General features: G+C 64.0%; 16 protein-coding genes and 1 tRNA gene. 4 read left to right on the top strand and 13 right to left on the bottom strand.

From position 1 onward, the window contains the following. Nucleotides 1–81: 81 nt before the first annotated feature. A complete protein-coding gene (locus tag NKG99_RS19655; protein ID WP_352870291.1) occupies nt 82–324 on the bottom strand; it encodes an exopolysaccharide production repressor protein in 243 nt (80 codons plus the stop codon). 352 nt (nt 325–676) lie between these two features. Here NKG99_RS19655 and NKG99_RS19660 point away from each other — a divergent pair, with 352 nt between their 5' ends. After that, nucleotides 677–1,216 (top strand): DnaJ domain-containing protein, encoded by a 540-nt coding sequence (locus NKG99_RS19660; RefSeq protein WP_352870292.1) that lies wholly within the window; start codon nt 677–679, stop codon nt 1,214–1,216. Between the two features lie 128 nt (nt 1,217–1,344). Here NKG99_RS19660 and NKG99_RS19665 read toward each other — a convergent pair whose 3' ends face one another. From NKG99_RS19665 to NKG99_RS19685, 5 genes are all read right to left on the bottom strand, one after another. Beyond that, on the bottom strand, nt 1,345–3,513 hold the full coding sequence (locus NKG99_RS19665; protein WP_352870293.1) for a malate synthase G: 2,169 nt from the start codon (nt 3,511–3,513) through the stop codon (nt 1,345–1,347). A gap of 273 nt (nt 3,514–3,786) precedes the next feature. Then, the gene (locus NKG99_RS19670) at nt 3,787–5,829 is read right to left on the bottom strand and encodes a hydantoinase/oxoprolinase N-terminal domain-containing protein (protein ID WP_352870294.1); all 2,043 of its coding nucleotides are present in this window, start codon (nt 5,827–5,829) and stop codon (nt 3,787–3,789) included. Between the two features lie 211 nt (nt 5,830–6,040). Beyond that, nucleotides 6,041–6,667, bottom strand: a complete 627-nt coding sequence (locus tag NKG99_RS19675) for a CDGSH iron-sulfur domain-containing protein (RefSeq protein ID WP_352870295.1) — start codon at nt 6,665–6,667, stop codon at nt 6,041–6,043. Between the two features lie 163 nt (nt 6,668–6,830). After that, the gene (locus NKG99_RS19680) at nt 6,831–7,202 is read right to left on the bottom strand and encodes a hypothetical protein (protein WP_352870296.1); all 372 of its coding nucleotides are present in this window, start codon (nt 7,200–7,202) and stop codon (nt 6,831–6,833) included. A 124-nt stretch (nt 7,203–7,326) separates the two neighbouring features. Next, complete coding sequence (locus NKG99_RS19685) at nt 7,327–7,680, bottom strand: hypothetical protein (protein ID WP_352870297.1); 354 nt, start codon at nt 7,678–7,680, stop codon at nt 7,327–7,329. A 163-nt stretch (nt 7,681–7,843) separates the two neighbouring features. On the opposite strand from NKG99_RS19685, the gene NKG99_RS19690 reads away from it, so the two are divergent. Next, on the top strand, nt 7,844–8,029 hold the full coding sequence (locus tag NKG99_RS19690) for a hypothetical protein (protein WP_352870324.1): 186 nt from the start codon (nt 7,844–7,846) through the stop codon (nt 8,027–8,029). A gap of 73 nt (nt 8,030–8,102) precedes the next feature. Then, on the top strand, nt 8,103–8,483 hold the full coding sequence (locus tag NKG99_RS19695) for a YkvA family protein (protein WP_352870298.1): 381 nt from the start codon (nt 8,103–8,105) through the stop codon (nt 8,481–8,483). 69 nt (nt 8,484–8,552) lie between these two features. On the opposite strand, the gene NKG99_RS19700 is transcribed toward NKG99_RS19695, so the two are convergent. Beyond that, on the bottom strand, nt 8,553–9,095 hold the full coding sequence (locus NKG99_RS19700; protein WP_352870299.1) for a phosphatase PAP2 family protein: 543 nt from the start codon (nt 9,093–9,095) through the stop codon (nt 8,553–8,555). A gap of 37 nt (nt 9,096–9,132) precedes the next feature. On the opposite strand from NKG99_RS19700, the gene NKG99_RS19705 reads away from it, so the two are divergent. Continuing rightward, nucleotides 9,133–9,615, top strand: coding sequence for a DUF2127 domain-containing protein (locus NKG99_RS19705; protein WP_352870300.1), 483 nt, complete (start codon nt 9,133–9,135; stop codon nt 9,613–9,615). 34 nt (nt 9,616–9,649) lie between these two features. Here NKG99_RS19705 and NKG99_RS19710 read toward each other — a convergent pair whose 3' ends face one another. The 6 genes from NKG99_RS19710 to NKG99_RS19735 form a co-directional block, all read right to left on the bottom strand. Beyond that, on the bottom strand, nt 9,650–9,958 hold the full coding sequence (locus NKG99_RS19710; protein WP_352870301.1) for a UBP-type zinc finger domain-containing protein: 309 nt from the start codon (nt 9,956–9,958) through the stop codon (nt 9,650–9,652). Between the two features lie 86 nt (nt 9,959–10,044). Then, entirely contained in the window at nt 10,045–11,730 is a 1,686-nt protein-coding gene (locus NKG99_RS19715) for an FAD-dependent oxidoreductase (RefSeq protein WP_352870302.1), read from the bottom strand. A 148-nt stretch (nt 11,731–11,878) separates the two neighbouring features. Then, nucleotides 11,879–11,963: transfer RNA gene (locus NKG99_RS19720), tRNA-Leu, on the bottom strand. Nucleotides 11,964–12,048: 85 nt separating this feature from the next. Beyond that, entirely contained in the window at nt 12,049–12,669 is a 621-nt protein-coding gene (locus tag NKG99_RS19725) for a 2,3-bisphosphoglycerate-dependent phosphoglycerate mutase (protein ID WP_023762619.1), read from the bottom strand. 48 nt (nt 12,670–12,717) lie between these two features. Beyond that, a complete protein-coding gene (gene dapB / locus NKG99_RS19730) occupies nt 12,718–13,560 on the bottom strand; it encodes a 4-hydroxy-tetrahydrodipicolinate reductase (protein WP_352870303.1) in 843 nt (280 codons plus the stop codon). Further along, nucleotides 13,557–15,428 carry an ABC transporter ATP-binding protein gene (locus NKG99_RS19735; protein WP_352870304.1) on the bottom strand — a complete coding sequence of 624 codons (1,872 nt, stop codon included), beginning with the start codon at nt 15,426–15,428 and terminating at the stop codon, nt 13,557–13,559. The genes dapB and NKG99_RS19735 overlap by 4 nt, the downstream gene beginning before the upstream one ends. Nucleotides 15,429–15,468: the final 40 nt, after the last annotated feature.

Here is a 15,468-nt window from a genome sequence, read left to right on the forward strand (position 1 = left end):
GCTTGCGGTTGTGATCTTGGTCCCTGCCGTCGAAAATCCGGCAGCATGTAATGGGTCAAGCCGACCCTGCCGGACGACCATTCACCAGGGCCACAACATCAACGGTGACGTTGGGTCTGCCGGCGTCGCACGGGCGTCGGACACTTCCGGTGCTCGCCTGAATATCAAGTGAACCACGAGGCCGAAATATCCCACCTGAAGCACGACCATTGCAAGAATGGCCCATCCGAACGCCACCCAGACCGATCCGGCTTCAATGTAGGCCCAGATCGCCACGATGATTGTGGTGGCGGACATGCCCACCAGGAACCGCGGAAAATACATCGTTTTGCCACCCGCTTGACCACCCGTTAGTTAAGTTTTCACTAATTTAGCAAATTTGCAAGCTTACGGGATCAAGATGCGCGCCTCGTCGCGTTGGCAACGCCACGTTGCCTTCCGCGATCACGCCATAACCATTCCCTTACGAATCGACCATCTCTGCGGTGCGGCGGACCTGATTGTCCGCTTGGCCGGCGTCCTCACCACCCAACGGCCCCCACCGAACGGGCGCCGGCCCTTTTTTCCTCGTCCAGAAGCGTGGCCGTCGTCGATGCCGGACTAAAGCCTTGGCTGCTGCATTGGACATTCCTTATTCAGACAATACGAATATGGTGGCAGCAGAGGGTGTACCGCTATGTTCATAGACTATTACGAAGTTTTGGAAGTCAGCCCGAACGCCAACTCGGAGACGCTGGAGCGCATATTCCGCTATTTTGCGATGCGCTATCATCCAGACAATCAGCAGACTGGCGATGAAGCGCGCTTCAGCGAAATCGTGGAAGCCCACAATACGCTCAAGGATCCGGTCAAGCGCGCTCAATATGACATCGCGTATAAAGACCACGCCGGCCTTCGCCGCGAGTTGACCGAGGAAGCCAGCAACACCAAAGGCATCGAGCGGGATGTCGTGATCCAGGCCAAACTGCTCTCGCTGCTTTACGCGAAGCGCCGTCACGACGTCACCAACCCTGGGATCGGAGATGTAGAACTCGAACGCTTGTCAGGCTGTCCGCGAGAACATCTCGAGTTTCATCTCTGGTATCTAAAAGCAAAAGGCTGGATAGCAAGAGTGGAAAACGGGACGATCGCGATTACGGTGGAAGGCGTCGATCGCGTCAACTCCGAATACCGCCGCGATCCCACCATTCGGCTCCTGGACCACACAGCTTCCTAAGGCCTTCTCTCTGGCCGGCAGCAGGGTCGAAGACCTGCCGCCCATTGACGGCAGCAGCCGCTGGTCGAGAAGAAAAACCCCAGCCGATCAAGACCGTCGACGACAATTTCGCCGCCGCTTGTGCCTGTTCAGCCCTGCTTCGCCTTCAATTCCAGCCGTCGCGCGTGCAGCACCGGCTCGGTGTAGCCGTTGGGCTGATTGCTGCCCTTGAACACGAGGTCGCAGGCCGCCTGGAAGGCGATCGAGTTGTCGAAGTCGGGCGCCATCGGGCGGTAGAGCGGATCGCCGACATTCTGCCGGTCGACGATGGTCGCCATGCGCTGCAAGGCATCCATCACCTGGATGCGCGAGCAGACATGGTGGCGCAGCCAGTTGGCGATGTGCTGCGAGGAGATGCGCAGCGTGGCACGGTCTTCCATCAGCCCGACATCGTTGATGTCTGGCACTTTCGAACAGCCGACGCCCTGGTCGATCCAGCGCACGACGTAGCCGAGAATGCCTTGCGCGTTGTTGTCGAGTTCGCGCTGGATCTCGTCCGGCGTCCAGTTCGGCCGAACCGCCACCGGCACCGACAGGATGTCATCGAGCTTCGCCTTGGGCCGGCTCTTCAGCGCCGCCTGCACGGCATGCACATCGACCTTGTGGTAGTGGGTGGCGTGCAGCGTCGCCGCCGTCGGCGACGGCACCCAGGCGGTGTTGGCGCCGGCCTTGGGGTGGGCGATCTTCTCGACCAGCATCGCCGCCATCAGATCCGGCATCGCCCACATGCCCTTGCCGATCTGGGCACGGCCGGCCAGGCCGCATTCGAGCCCGGTGTCGACATTCCAGGCCTCGTAGGCGGAAATCCAGGCGGCCTGCTTCATGTCGCCCTTGCGGATCATCGGGCCGGCTTCCATCGAGGTGTGTATCTCGTCGCCGGTGCGGTCGAGGAAGCCGGTGTTGATGAACACCACGCGCTCTTTCGCGGCGCGGATGGCCTCCTTGAGGTTGACGGTGGTGCGCCGTTCCTCGTCCATGATGCCCATCTTGATGGTGTTCCTGGCCATGCCGAGCAGGGCCTCGACACGGTCGAATATCTCGACGGCGAAGGCGACTTCCTCCGGCCCGTGCATCTTGGGTTTCACGACATACATCGAGCCCGCGCGAGAGTTCATCCGCCGCCCCTCAGGCCCGACATCGTGCAGCGCGATCAGCGCCGTCATCGCCGCATCCATGATGCCTTCCGGCACCTCCTTGCCGTCGCGGTCAAGGATTGCCGGGCTGGTCATGAGGTGACCGACATTCCTGACCAGCATCAGCGAGCGGCCAGGCACGGTCAGCGTGCCGCCGTCAGGGGCGGCGTAGGAGCGGTCGGGGTTGAGCCTGCGGACAAAACTCTTGCCGCCCTTGGTGATCTCTTCCGCCAGGTCGCCCTTCATCAGGCCGAGCCAGTTGCGGTAGACGACGACCTTGTCCTGCGCATCCACCGCCGCGACCGAATCCTCGCAATCCTGGATGGTGGTCAACGCCGATTCCAGAATGACATCGGCGACGCCTGCCGGATCGGTGCGGCCGATCTGGTTGTTGCGGTCGATCACGATCTCGATGTGCAGGCCGTTCCTGACCAGCAGCACGGCACCCGGATTGGCGGCGTCGCCGCGATGGCCGACGAATTGTTTCGGGTTGGCCAGCGTGGTCGAGCCGGCGCCGGCGCCGAGCTTCAGCGCGCCATTGGCCACCGACAGGCCGTTCACGCCTGCCCACTTGCCCGAGGTGAGCGGGGCAGCCTCGTCGAGAAAGCCCTTTGTCCAGGCGACGACCTTGGCCCCGCGCGCCGGGTTGAATTTCCCGCCCTTCTCGGCGCCGTCCGTCTCTGGGATCGCGTCGGTGCCGTAGAGCGCGTCGTAGAGCGAGCCCCAGCGCGCATTGGCGGCGTTCAGCGCATAACGCGCATTCATCACCGGCACCACCAGCTGCGGGCCGGCAACGACTGCGATTTCCGGGTCGACATTGTCGGTCGACACGCTGAAAGCCGGACCTTCGGGGAGGAGATAGCCGATCTCCCTGAGGAAGCCCTTGTAGGCCTCCATGTCGACGGGCGCGCCATTCTCGCGATACCAGCCGTCGAGCTTTTCCTGCATGGCGCCGCGTTTTTCGAGCAGTACCCGGTTCTTCGGCGCCAGGTCATGGACGATGGCTGAAAACCCGTTCCAGAAGGCGTCCGCTTCGATGCCGGTGCCGGGCAGCGCTTCCTTGGCCACGAACTCATGCAGCTCGCGGGCGATCCGCAATCCGGCGATCTCGATGCGATCGGTCATCAGGCTACTCCAGATGAAAGGCTTTGCGGGCCTTTGGCATGTCAGGGTGGCAGGGTCAATTCAGCTTAGGGTGAAGGTGGCGTATTTAAGCGGCCGGCGCAGCTGCCAATCTCTCCGGTCGAGGGCCCATCGAGGGGAGATGGCCGGCAGGCCAGAGGGGGTCGCCGCGCGTGGAGCGCCAACCTCGTCTCTGGCTGAAGATCGCGCCCGGTCGGACCGACCCCCTCTGTCGCCTTCGGCGACATCTCCCCCTCGAGGGAGGAGATGTCGCGCTCACACCGCAATCCTTGGCCGTCCAGACGCCACCGCCACCACATGCGCCTCGATGAACATGCGCTGGGCTTCGACGGTCGAGACGCGGAATTCGGTTGCGACGTCGATTTCGGCGCTGTCGGTGCCGGCTTCCTTCGCGCGCTCCGCGACGATGGCGCGGACATCGGCCTCGGCCGCCGCGATCGCCGCCGCCTCGTCGAGGAAATCGCGCACGGTTTCACCCGAGGCGAGACGAAACAGCCCTTCCTTGGGCTGGCTGACCCGCGCCTCGGCCGACACCCTGACCTGACCGACGACGGCGCCGAGCGCATTGGCGACATCGGTATCTTCCGGCACCACGCACTCATTGCCGATCAAGGGCGGTAGCCCCGCATAGTGCAGCGGCGCCGAGGCGCCGAGGCCGATGACCGGGCGGTCGAGCGCGACGCTCAGGCGAGCGATGCCGGGATGCGCGTCGACGGCGCGCTGCACCAGCGCGTGCGCCACCGTCGACGCCCCGTCGAGCCCGTCCTCGGCAAAGGCGGTTTCGAGAATATATTCGGCCGACCAGCGCGTCAGCGTCACCAGCACGCGCTCCGAGATCGCTTCCGGCGAAGCGGCGATCGGCTGGCCACGGCCGTCGCGCTTGCGCGCGAACAGCTCGGCGCCGAGGCGAGTCGCGACCGGATCCCAGTTCGCCTGCTTGCCCAGCACATGGGCGGCGTCCGACGGCGTGAAGCCGGCGATATGCACCAGCCCGCGCGACACCAGCCGGTTCAGCGTCGCGTTCTGCGCGTTCGAGGTCAAAAGCCTGTCGATGGCGACCGGCGTGGCACCGATCATCTCGTAGAGCCGGGCTTCGGCGCCGGTCAGTCCCGCGGCGAGCCGGTCCGGCACGCCGGTGCGCACCGCGAAGCGGCCGTCCATGCGGCCGGGATTGGGCGCCCGCAGCTGACGTTCGAGTTCCAATGTGACGGCATTGCCATGCGCCATGCCGGCCAGCGCCAGCGGCACCAGGCGGCGCGGTCCGAGCAGTATTTTCGGGTTGAGCGCGCCATCCTCCAGCGTCACTTCGGAATCGCCGCCGAGGCCGAAGGTGCGCATGGCGACGGCCTCGACCATGGTGCGGAAGCCGCCGACGGTGGCGCCTTCCGGATCGAGCCGCGGCCGGCCGCCGTCGAGCACGGCGACGTCGGTGGTGGTGCCGCCGATGTCGGACACCATGGCATTGTCGAGCCCGGTCATGTGGCGGGCGCCGACCAGGCTGGCGGCCGGGCCGGAGAGGATGGTCTCGATCGGCCGCTGGCGGGCGAACGCCGCCGAAACCAGCGCGCCGTCGCCACGCACCACCATCAGCGGTGCCGCGATGTTGCGCTGCTCGAGGAAGCCTTCGGTCGCCGCCACCAGCCGGTCGATCATCGAGATCAGCCTGGCGTTGAGCAGCGTGGTCAGCGCCCGGCGAGGGCCGCCGAGCTTGGCAGACAGTTCGTGGCTTGATGTGACCGGCAGGCCGGTCTTTTCGCGGATCAGCTCGCGGGCGGCGATCTCGTGCGCCGGATTGCGGGTGGCGAAATAGGCGCAGACGGCAAAGCCGGACACAGAGGCGCCGAGTTCCGGCAGCGCCATTTCCAGCCCGGACAGATCGAGCTTGGCGGCATTGCCGTGCACGTCGTGGCCGCCCGGGCAAAAAACCACCGGGTCGGTGCCGAGTGCGGCTTTCAGTCCGTCGCGGGCGAGGTCTCCCTCGGAAAAGCCGATCATCACCAGCGCGACGCGGCCGCCCTGGCCCTCGACCAATGCGTTGGTGGCTAGCGTCGTCGACATCGAAACCAGCTTGATGGCGGCGGGATCGGTGCCGGCCTTCAGCAGCACCGCGTCGACGGCGCCGGAAATTCCGACGGCCAGATCATGCCGTGTGGTCAGCGCCTTGGCCTTGGCCAGCACCTTGCCCTTGTTGGGCCCCTCTTGCTTGCCTTCCGTCTCGGACCACAGCACGGCATCGGTATAGGTGCCGCCGGTGTCGATCCCGAGGAACAGCGGCCTTGGCTTGGTCTTGGTGATCATCTTTTGCGGCGGTCCGGCTGGCGAATTTATGTGCCCCTGCCCTTAGCCGATACGGAGCGGGCAATAAAGCCGCGAGCGCTGGGCCACCAGGCGTGGTTGTTGTCGGGAACAAGCAAGGTCAGCGGGACAGCACCCCCCTCTGTCCGGCAGGACAGAGGGGGGTGTGAAGGATCGCCGCCCTGGCGGGTAAGCCAAAACGACTACCCGCTGGCTACCCGACAAACCCCACCTTCTTGTGCGTTCCATCGCAAAACGGCTTGTTGGCGGAATGGCCACAGCGGCAGAGGAAGGTGCGTCGGGTACGATCGACCGTGTGGCCGGTGCCGGTGACGATCTCGACATTGCCTTCGAGCTTGAGCGGGCCGTTGGTGGTCGGCGTCACCGTCAGCGGGCCGTTCCTCGCCTCGAGCGCCGGCGTGTCCTTCAGCGGCGGTTCGCCGGTGGCGGCAAAACCTGATTTGTTGTGGCTGCCGTCGCAGAACGGCTTGTTTTCGGACGCGCCGCAGCGGCACAGCGTGGCGCGGTAAAACGTTTCGCCGTCGAGCACGATCTCGGCGTGCACGGCCAGCGGTCCGTTTTCCCGCAACCGAACGGTGTTGACCACCGGCGGCTGCTCCTGCGGCCCACCATCCTTCCTGATGTAAGTGATGGCGCCCGAGGGGCAGCTTTCGGCGATGGCGACGATCTTCTCGACGCTTGCCGCCTCGGGATGAATCCACTGGCCCGGAGCGTTGGGCACGAAGACATGCGGATCGCCGAGCACACAGTTTCGCGAATGGATGCAGCGCCTGCCGGAAAACCCGACGTCGATCTTGTCGCCTTCGACCATACCGGCCATTGCCGTGCTCCTTCTGCCTGAAGCGCGTCGCGTCAACCGGCGCGGCGCTCTGGGTATTCGTGCAGGCTCTCTTTTGACGCAATTCCGGACGGAAAGCCGCTCCACACTTTTCCTGGAATTGGTCTATGGGTTCGGCAAGAGGACCGTCAAGCTGGCAACCCGGTCAGGGGACCAGATTGATCTCCTCGGTTTCGCCGCCGTTGCAGGTATAGCAGCAATCCTCGCATTTTTCCTTGTTGCCGGGGCCGACACCCCAATAGGTCCCCTCGTCGCCATCGACCCAGGCGCCGTAGCAGATCGATTCGCCGGCGTTGCAGGATATCGGCAGCTGCTTGGTCTCGCCGTCGTCGAGGTAGAAATCCTTGTCCTCACCCGGCCAGACATAGTCACGGTCCTGGCTGTAGAGCTCGACGCGCATGGCGTTGGGATGGCTGTTCTTGATGGCAAAGGTGACATCGTCGGCATGTGCCGCCGGCGCGAACACCATGACGAGAGAAAGCGCGACCAGCGTGCGGCGCGCATAGGTATAAAACATGGTAACCCCCTGAAGTAGCGGCCCATCCGGCCGCGGAGCAACCATCGCATGCCGCATTGAATCGCTAAAGGGATGATTGCAACAATTCCCGAACTGATTTTGGGGATATCGGCGTGCGTCTCCCCTATGGCACCAGGTCGATCGTCTCGGTCGAGTGCTCCACGCAGATAAAGCAGCAGGTGTCGCAGGGCTGGTCATTGTCCGGTCCGACGCCGGCGGAAATGCTGTCGTTGCCATCGACCCAGGCGCCGTAGCAGATGTGCTCGCCCTGATTGCACGACAGCGGCACGGATTTCTGCGAGCCGGGATCGATCAGGAACACCTTGTCGTTGCCCGGCCAGACCGTTTCGCGTTCGCGGCTGAAGAGCTCGACCGCAACCGCTTCCTTGCGCAGGTTCTTGATGAAGAAGGCCATGTCGGCGGCCTGCGCCGAGGTGGTGAAGACCAAAGCCGCAAGTGCTGTCGTACGAAAGAGCATCGCGGTCTCGATCTCCCGAATCATCCCGGCAGAATCGCATGCCTGCCCCGAACTAGGAAGGCGCGGGTCACCGAGAACTCCGCCTCAATTCCGCCCATTAACAAAGTCGTAAGGAGTTGCTTAACCGTTCGCGGCTATGTCCCGCTCCGGGGGGTCTGACAAAGTGAGTATGATGAGCGACAGCCCCGACAAGCGCAATGAATGGCGCGCGATTTTTTATGTGCAAGCCCGCGTTGCCATCCTGTTTGTCCCGGTCGTTGCCAGCCTGCTGATCATCGCGGCACTTGCCGGCAACGAACGCAAATCCGTTCCAGATATTGACCGGACCGTCACGGGCTCCGTGCGATAAAACGGCCCGATAGCCGGCAGTGACCGGTTGATCGAGCTATCAGCGCATTGTCGTTTAGCGCTAAGGTCATCCAATGGCTGCGTCATTGAACCAGTGGGCGCGAACGATCAAGCGCGACGTGCATGCGCTCTACCTTGCCGCGCGTGATCCCCGAACGCCGTGGTACGCCAAGGCGCTTGCCGTGTGTGTCGCAGGTTACGCCTTGTCTCCAATCGACCTGATCCCCGATTTCATCCCGGTGATTGGCTACCTCGACGACGCGATCCTGGTCCCCTTGGGTATCCTTGCGGTCGTCAAGATGATACCGCCCGAGGTGATGGCGGAACACCGGGAGGCCGCCGCCCTTGCCGCTGACAGGCCGGTGAGCCGTATCGCGGCGGTGATCATCGCTTGCATCTGGGTCGCTTCGGCCTCGCTGGCGGGATGGCTGGGGTATCGATACTTCGCTGGCTGATTCTGAAGTCGCGTTCCGGTGTGGAACAGCTCGATTGCGTTCCCGAACGCGCCTTCGAGCAGCGCCGAGCTAAAGAATTTTGGTCACCAAATTGTCGAGCCGGGAGTTCTCGCGGAAAGCCAGTCGCACCACGATGGCACCCAGGACGCCAGTCATGGCCCCACCGATAACGTCGGTCAGGTAATGCGTCCCGATGTAGATTCTCGACCAGCAGATCAGGAATGCCATGATGAGAAGCGCAATCGTCCGGCGCGGGAGACCTTGCATCGCAAAAGCCGCAACAATCGTGACGGTGGCTGTCGCATGATCGGAAGGAAATGACCAGTCGGCGCTGGGCGCGATCAACAGATGCGTTACGCCAGCATCATAGGGCCGTATCCGATGGACGAACAGAAGAATGAACTGGTTGACCGCAAGACCGAGCAGGAACGCCAGACCGGCCGACACGGCCGTGTGACGAACATGGTAACGGTCAACCTTCGCCCACCATTGCAGGACCACAGCCACCACCATGAGGGGAACGCCGATTTGTGAGACGCCGATCATTGCTTTATCAAGAAAAGGGCTGATCCCGGCCTCGGCGTTTATCCAGTGCGTTAATGCTGCATCCATTTGGCGTCAGTTCCGTAGTTGATCGTGAGGTGGATTTTTGAAACCCGTCGATGAACACCGCATCCATCAGATTTTCGAAGTCGGCGTATGGCTCAAGGGCGCGCATGCCCTGATCGAATGCATCGGCGGGGTCCTGCTTTATATTGTCACCACCGATGCCATTGCCTCCTGGGTCAATGCTTTCACCGCAGAGGAGTTGATCGAGGATCCGAACGATTTCATAGCTGGCTATCTGTCGCAGATGGCAAGCCATTTTTCGATCGCCAGCAAGGAGTTTTATGCCTTCTACCTGCTCAGCCACGGCCTGATAAAGCTGGCCTTGGTTGCCGGGCTCTTGAGAGGCAAGCTCTGGTCGTACCCGGCATCGCTCGCGGCATTGGGCTTATTCATGGTCTATCAAGTCTACCGCTACTCATACACCCATTCGGCCGGCCTGCTCGTCCTGACCGTCTTCGATGCGGTCGTCATGGTGCTGATCTGGCACGAGTGGAAGGTCGTGCGACGACATAAGCCAGCGTGACAGCTGAACTACCGGCCACGTCCCTGGCGCTGCCTCAATAAAAGCGCGGGATTGGGCCGTTCTGTGGCGTGGTTCGATCGCCGAGGTCGAGAAAGACCTCGTCGATGTAGCACCATCCCCAGCCTTCCGGCGGGTCGTAGCCCTCGATGATCGGATGGCGTGTCGCGTGGAAATGCTTGGTGGCGTGGCGGTTGGGCGAGTCGTCGCAGCAGCCGACATGGCCGCAGGTGCGGCAGAGCCGCAGGTGCACCCATTCCGACCCGCTCTTCAGGCATTCCTCGCAGCCGAGCGCGCTCGGCGTTACGTCCCTGATCTCCGCCGCGTGTCTGCATTCATCCGCCATCACACTCTCCCGATCCGTTCAGGCTCGAACTATTCCTTTTGCGCAATTCCCGGGACAAGGCGCCATGCGCTTCCCCGGGAAAGCCGCTACACCCTTTTCCTGGAATTGCTCTCGGCGGCGTGACTGCCGTCTTGCGCAAGATATGCATGCAAGGCCGCGACCACCTGGGCGCCTTCGCCGACGGCCGCCGCGACGCGTTTGACCGAGCCGGCGCGAACGTCGCCGATGGCGAACACACCGCTGCGGCTCGTCTCCATTTGCGCCGATCCCAAATCCGATCCTGTGCGGACGAACCCCTTGGCGTCCAGCGCCACGTTGCAGTTCGCCAGCCAGTCCGTGTTCGGGTCGGCGCCGATGAACAGGAAGAGATGGCGGATCGGGCGCATCGTCTCCTCGCCGCTGGCGCGGTTGCGCCAGCGCACCGTGCTAAGATTGCCCTCCTCGCCTTCCAGGGCTTCGACCTCGGTCCCGGTCAGCACCTCGATGTTCGGCTGCGCCCTGATGCGCTCGACCAGATAGCGTGACATGCTGGCATCGAGGCTGTCGCCGCGCGCCAGCAGTGCCACTTTCCGCGCATGGCTGGCCAGGTAGACCGCCGCCTGTCCGGCCGAATTGCCGGCGCCGACCAGCGCTACTTCCTGCCCCGCGCAAAGCCGGCCTTCGATGGGCGACGCCCAATAATGCACGCACGTTCCCTCGAACCGAGCCAGATTGGCGACATCGAGGCGGCGATAGCGCGCCCCGCTGGCTATCACCACGCTGCGCGTGCGCACGGTTTCGCCGTCGCCGACGTCAAGCCTGTAGCGGGCGCCGTCGGTGGCGGCACTCAATAGCTTCACCTCGTCCGGAATCACCATTTCGACGCCGAATTTCTGCGCCTGGTTGTAGGCGCGCGCCATCAGCGCCATGCCAGAAATGCCGGTGGGGAAACCGAGATAGTTCTCGATGCGCGAGGAGGCACCGGCCTGTCCACCGAAGGCACGGCAATCGAGCACGATCGTCGACAGCCCTTCTGACGCCGCATAGACCGCGGCCGCCAGCCCCGCCGGACCGGCGCCGACAATGGCGACGTCGTATAATTTGTCGGCATCGATCGGCCGCAGCAGGCCGATGCAGCGGGCGAGGTCCTTTTCGCCGGGATTGAGCAGCAGCCTGCCGTTCGGGCACAGAACGATCGGCAGATGGTGAGGGTCGACCTCGAAGCGCTCGACCAGGGTTCTGGCGCAAGGATCGCTGTCGGAATCCAGCACCCGGTGCGGCTGGCCGCTGCGGGCCAGGAAGCCCTGCAGCCGCAAGACGTCGGCATTGGCGACAGGTCCGATGATGATCGGCCCACTGGTGGCGCTTTCCAAAAGCCCGACACGGCGCAGGATCAGCGCCCGCATGATGCGCTCACCGAGATTGGCTTCCTGCACCATCAGATCGCGCAGCCTCTGCGAGGGGATGACGAACGCCTCCACCGGTTCGGCGGCCTCGGCATTGACCAGCGACGGACGCGCCGAAAGCTGGGCCAGCTCGCCGACAAAGCTGCCCGGGCCATGCGTGACGATCGTCTCGCGCCGGCCAAGCCCGCCATCCTGGGTGATGTCCACCTTACCGGAAAGGACCACGATCAGGCCGGGCGCCACATCGCCGGCTTTAATGATGGGTTCGCCGGCGGCATAGGTGCTGGCCTCGCCGAATCGGCGCATGCGATCGATATCGGCCCCGGCCAGCGTCGGGAAGGCCTGGTCACGCCGGGCGCCGAAGATCGGGTTGATGGTTTGCGACATGGCTTCGAGCGTATCGAAGCGGCCGCAGAGTTTGAAGCGGTTTGTTAGGGGACTGGTCGGAAGGGGAGGTTGGCGGCAAAGAAAAAGCCCGGACGAACCGGGCTTTTCTCCGAGTTTCTGAACCGTCGAATGGTTCGAAACGGGAATTTGGTGCCCAGAAGAGGACTCGAACCTCCACTCCTTGCGGAACACGGACCTGAACCGTGCGCGTCTACCAATTCCGCCATCTGGGCTGGTGCGGGCTCATGTAAGCGGGCAAGCGATGTGTGTCAACGCGCTTTTTTCAAAGCCGTTTGCTGCTTGCCGGCTCAAGGACCGTCAGCCCTCCAGCACTTCCTTCGAAGCCACGGTCGAATCGGCGTTGAGCTGGTAGATGACCGGCACGCCGGTGCCGAGTTCCAGCTTGACGATCTCCTCCCCCGACTTGCCGTCCAGCGCCATGATCAGGGCGCGCAGCGAGTTGCCGTGGGCGGCGACCAGCACCGTGCCGCCGCGCAGCACATGCGGCTGCAGATCGTGCAGGTAGTAGGGCCAGACGCGGGCGCCGGTGTCCTTCAGGCTTTCGCCGGCGGGCGGCGCCACGTCATAGGAACGGCGCCAGACATGCACCTGCTCCTCGCCCCACTTCTTGCGGGCGTCGTCCTTGTTGAGGCCGGAAAGATCGCCATAATCGCGCTCGTTCAATGCCTGGTCGCGGATGGTTTTCAGATCGCTTTGGCCGACCGCGTCGAGAACGTGCTGGCAGGTTTTTTGCGCCCGGATCAGCGCCGAGGTGAAGGCGATGTCGAACTTCAGGCCGCGCGCCTTGAGTTTCTGGCCGGCGGCCTTGGCCTCGGCATGGCCCTGCTCGGTCAGGTCGACATCGCGCCAGCCGGTGAACAGGTTCTTCAGGTTCCATTCGCTCTGGCCGTGGCGCACGAGCACGAGGGTTCTCGACATATTTTCTCCCTTCAAGTTGGCAGATTGGCAAGTTGGCGGATTGGCCGCTCAGCTGAGGCCGAGCACGTCCCGCATCGAATACAGTCCCGGTTTGCGGCCACGCGCCCACAGGGCGGCCTTGACGGCGCCGCGGGCGAAGATGGCGCGGTCCTCGGCATGGTGAGCCAGCGTGATGCGCTCGCCGGTGCCGGCCAGCAGCACGCTGTGATCGCCGACCACCGAGCCGCCGCGCAGCGTGGCAAAGCCGATCGAGCCCTTCTTGCGCACGCCGGTATGCCCGTCGCGGACGCGCACATCATTGCCGGCCAACGCGATGCCACGCCCGGCGGCAGCGGCCTCGCCAAGCAGAAGTGCGGTGCCCGACGGCGCGTCGACCTTGTGCTTGTGGTGCATTTCAAGGATCTCGATGTCGAAATCGTCTGCATCGAGCGCGCGCGCCGCCTGTTCGACCAGCACCGCCAGAAGATTGACGCCAAGGCTCATATTGCCCGACTTGACGATCGTCGCATGACGCGCCGCCGCGGCGATCTTGGCGTTGTCGTCGGCCGTGCATCCGGTTGTGCCGATGACATGGACGATATGCGCCTGCGCCGCGTAGCCGGCGAACTCGACTGATGAGGCCGGGGTGGTGAAATCGAGCACGCCATCGGCCTTGGCGAAGACCGGCAGCGGGTCGTCGCTGATCGCCACATCGATGCGGCCGACGCCGGCGAGTTCGCCTGCGTCCTTGCCCAGATGGGGCGAATCCGCACGCTCGACCGCGCCGATGACGCGAGCACCGGGGATGGTGTGGATGGCACGGATCAGCGTCTGGCCCATGCGGCCGGCAGCGCCGACCACCACCAGGCCCATATCGGTTGCGATGCTGTCGGTTGCGGACGTCTCGCTCATCTCGTGCTCCCGGCGATGCTTTGCGTCTGGATGTTGCGAATTGGGCCTTGGGCCGAAGTCTGGATCGGAGCGCTGTCGTCGACAAGCCCCAGGCCCTTGACGCCCTGGATGCGGTGGAAACGCGCATAGACGCTGTGCGGATCGGCCATCAGCGAGGCATGCGTGCCCTCTTCGACCAGCCTGCCCTGTTCCATGACGATGATGTGGTCGGCGTTGACCACCGTCGACAGCCGGTGCGCGATGACGATGGTGGTGCGGCCTTCCATGACCTTTGTGAGCGCCTGCTGGACGCGGGCCTCGGCCTCGTTGTCGAGCGCCGATGTCGCCTCGTCGAGCAACAGGATCGGTGCCTGCCGCACGATGGCGCGCGCAATCGACACGCGCTGGCGCTGGCCGCCCGACAGCGTCACGCCATTTTCGCCGACCGGCGTGTCATAGCCCTGCGGCTGCTGGCGGATGAAATCGTCGGCCGCGGCCTGCCTTGCGGCCTGCTCGATCTCGGCATCGGTGGCGCTCAGCCGGCCGTAGCGGATGTTGTCGCGGATGGTGCCTTCGAACAGATAGGGCTGCTGCGAGACATAGGCGATGGAGCCGCGCAGCGACTGCTTGGTGACCTTCGAGATGTCCTGGCCGTCGATCTCGATTCTGCCCGCCTCGACGTCATAGAAACGCTGCAGCAGCGCCACCAGCGTCGTTTTGCCGGCGCCCGAGGCGCCGACGATGGCCGTCACCTTGCCGGCGGCGGCGACGAAGCTCAGATCGTGCAGGACCGGCGCCTCCTCGACATAGCGGAAGGAGACCTTGTCGAAGCGCACTTCGCCGGAGGTGAACTTCGCCTCGGCGGCGCCAGCAGCGTCACTTTGCTGCGGCTCGATGTCGAGAAGCTCGTAGATCATGCGCGCATTGACCAGCGCGCGTTCCATGCCGACCTGCATGCGCGCCAGCCGGCGGGCCGGATCATAGGCGAGCGTCAGCGCCGTGATGAAGGAAAACACCGCGCCCGGCGGCTGGCCGAGAACGGTGGCCCGATAACCGGAATAGGCGATGACGCTGGCGAAAGCGATGCCGGCCAGCAGCTCGGAAACCGGCGTCAGCCGCTCGGAGACGCGGGCGATCTTGTTCGAGCGCTGTTCCGCATCCTCGGCAAGCTTGCTGATCCTGCGCGACAGCTCGTCTTCCATGGTGAAGGCCTTGACGATGGCGATGCCTTGTGTGGCCTCCTGCATGGCGCCGATCAGCCGCGAGTTGATCTGCACCGATTCGCGCGTGATGCGGCGCACCCGGCGCATCAGGTAGGTGACGGTCCAGATCAGCGGCGGCCCGATCAGCAGCGAGCTCAGCGAAAGTATCGGATCCTGGTAGATCATGACGCCGACCAGGCCGATCAGCGAGACGGCGTCGCGCGCCGTCGAGGTCACCGTCATCGACAACAGGTCGCGAATGCCGTTGACGTTCTCGTTGACCTGCGCGGCCAGCCGCCCGGACCTTGTGTCGTTGAAGAAGGAGACGCCGAGCTTCATCAGATGGTTGAAGATGCGCTGCTGGTAGCGCGCCACCAGATTGTTGCCGATCCTGGCCATCGTCACCGCCTGGCCGTAGCCGGCAAGGCCGCGCAGGATGAAAGCGCCGAGCAGTGCCGCGCAGATCCATGGGATCAGGTCGCCGCGCCGTTCATAGAATATCTGGTTCACGACAGGGCTCATGATCCAGGCTGCAAGCGCCGTCGTCGCCGACACGGTCAGCAGGCAGAGGATCGTGAAGATGTACGCGCCGCGATATTCGCGGCCGTTTTCCTGGAGGATGCGGCGGATGACCGCCACGATCTCGCCCGCGCGGGGTTTCGACAGGTTGGGGGGCTGAAATGTCAAATCGGAGCGCTTCGTAGGTTTCCGCTTCCCGCGGCCGGGC

The organism is Mesorhizobium sp. M1409 (assembly GCF_040317535.1).
In the GTDB taxonomy this organism is placed as follows: domain Bacteria; phylum Pseudomonadota; class Alphaproteobacteria; order Rhizobiales; family Rhizobiaceae; genus Mesorhizobium.

Bases quoted from the DNA above. Each gene is read 5' to 3' on its own strand.
- NKG99_RS19695 (WP_352870298.1), top strand. From the start codon at position 8,103: ATGGCTGCGTCATTGAACCAGTGGGCGCGAACGATCAAGCGCGACGTG.
- dapB (WP_352870303.1), bottom strand. From the start codon at position 13,560: ATGAGCGAGACGTCCGCAACCGACAGCATCGCAACCGATATGGGCCTG.
- NKG99_RS19685 (WP_352870297.1), bottom strand. From the start codon at position 7,680: ATGCTCTTTCGTACGACAGCACTTGCGGCTTTGGTCTTCACCACCTCG.
- NKG99_RS19665 (WP_352870293.1), bottom strand. From the start codon at position 3,513: ATGACCGATCGCATCGAGATCGCCGGATTGCGGATCGCCCGCGAGCTG.
- NKG99_RS19670 (WP_352870294.1), bottom strand. From the start codon at position 5,829: ATGATCACCAAGACCAAGCCAAGGCCGCTGTTCCTCGGGATCGACACC.
- NKG99_RS19680 (WP_352870296.1), bottom strand. From the start codon at position 7,202: ATGTTTTATACCTATGCGCGCCGCACGCTGGTCGCGCTTTCTCTCGTC.
- NKG99_RS19675 (WP_352870295.1), bottom strand. From the start codon at position 6,667: ATGGCCGGTATGGTCGAAGGCGACAAGATCGACGTCGGGTTTTCCGGC.
- NKG99_RS19655 (WP_352870291.1), bottom strand. From the start codon at position 324: ATGTATTTTCCGCGGTTCCTGGTGGGCATGTCCGCCACCACAATCATC.
- NKG99_RS19725 (WP_023762619.1), bottom strand. From the start codon at position 12,669: ATGTCGAGAACCCTCGTGCTCGTGCGCCACGGCCAGAGCGAATGGAAC.
- NKG99_RS19660 (WP_352870292.1), top strand. From the start codon at position 677: ATGTTCATAGACTATTACGAAGTTTTGGAAGTCAGCCCGAACGCCAAC.
- NKG99_RS19715 (WP_352870302.1), bottom strand. From the start codon at position 11,730: ATGTCGCAAACCATCAACCCGATCTTCGGCGCCCGGCGTGACCAGGCC.
- NKG99_RS19710 (WP_352870301.1), bottom strand. From the start codon at position 9,958: ATGGCGGATGAATGCAGACACGCGGCGGAGATCAGGGACGTAACGCCG.
- NKG99_RS19700 (WP_352870299.1), bottom strand. From the start codon at position 9,095: ATGGATGCAGCATTAACGCACTGGATAAACGCCGAGGCCGGGATCAGC.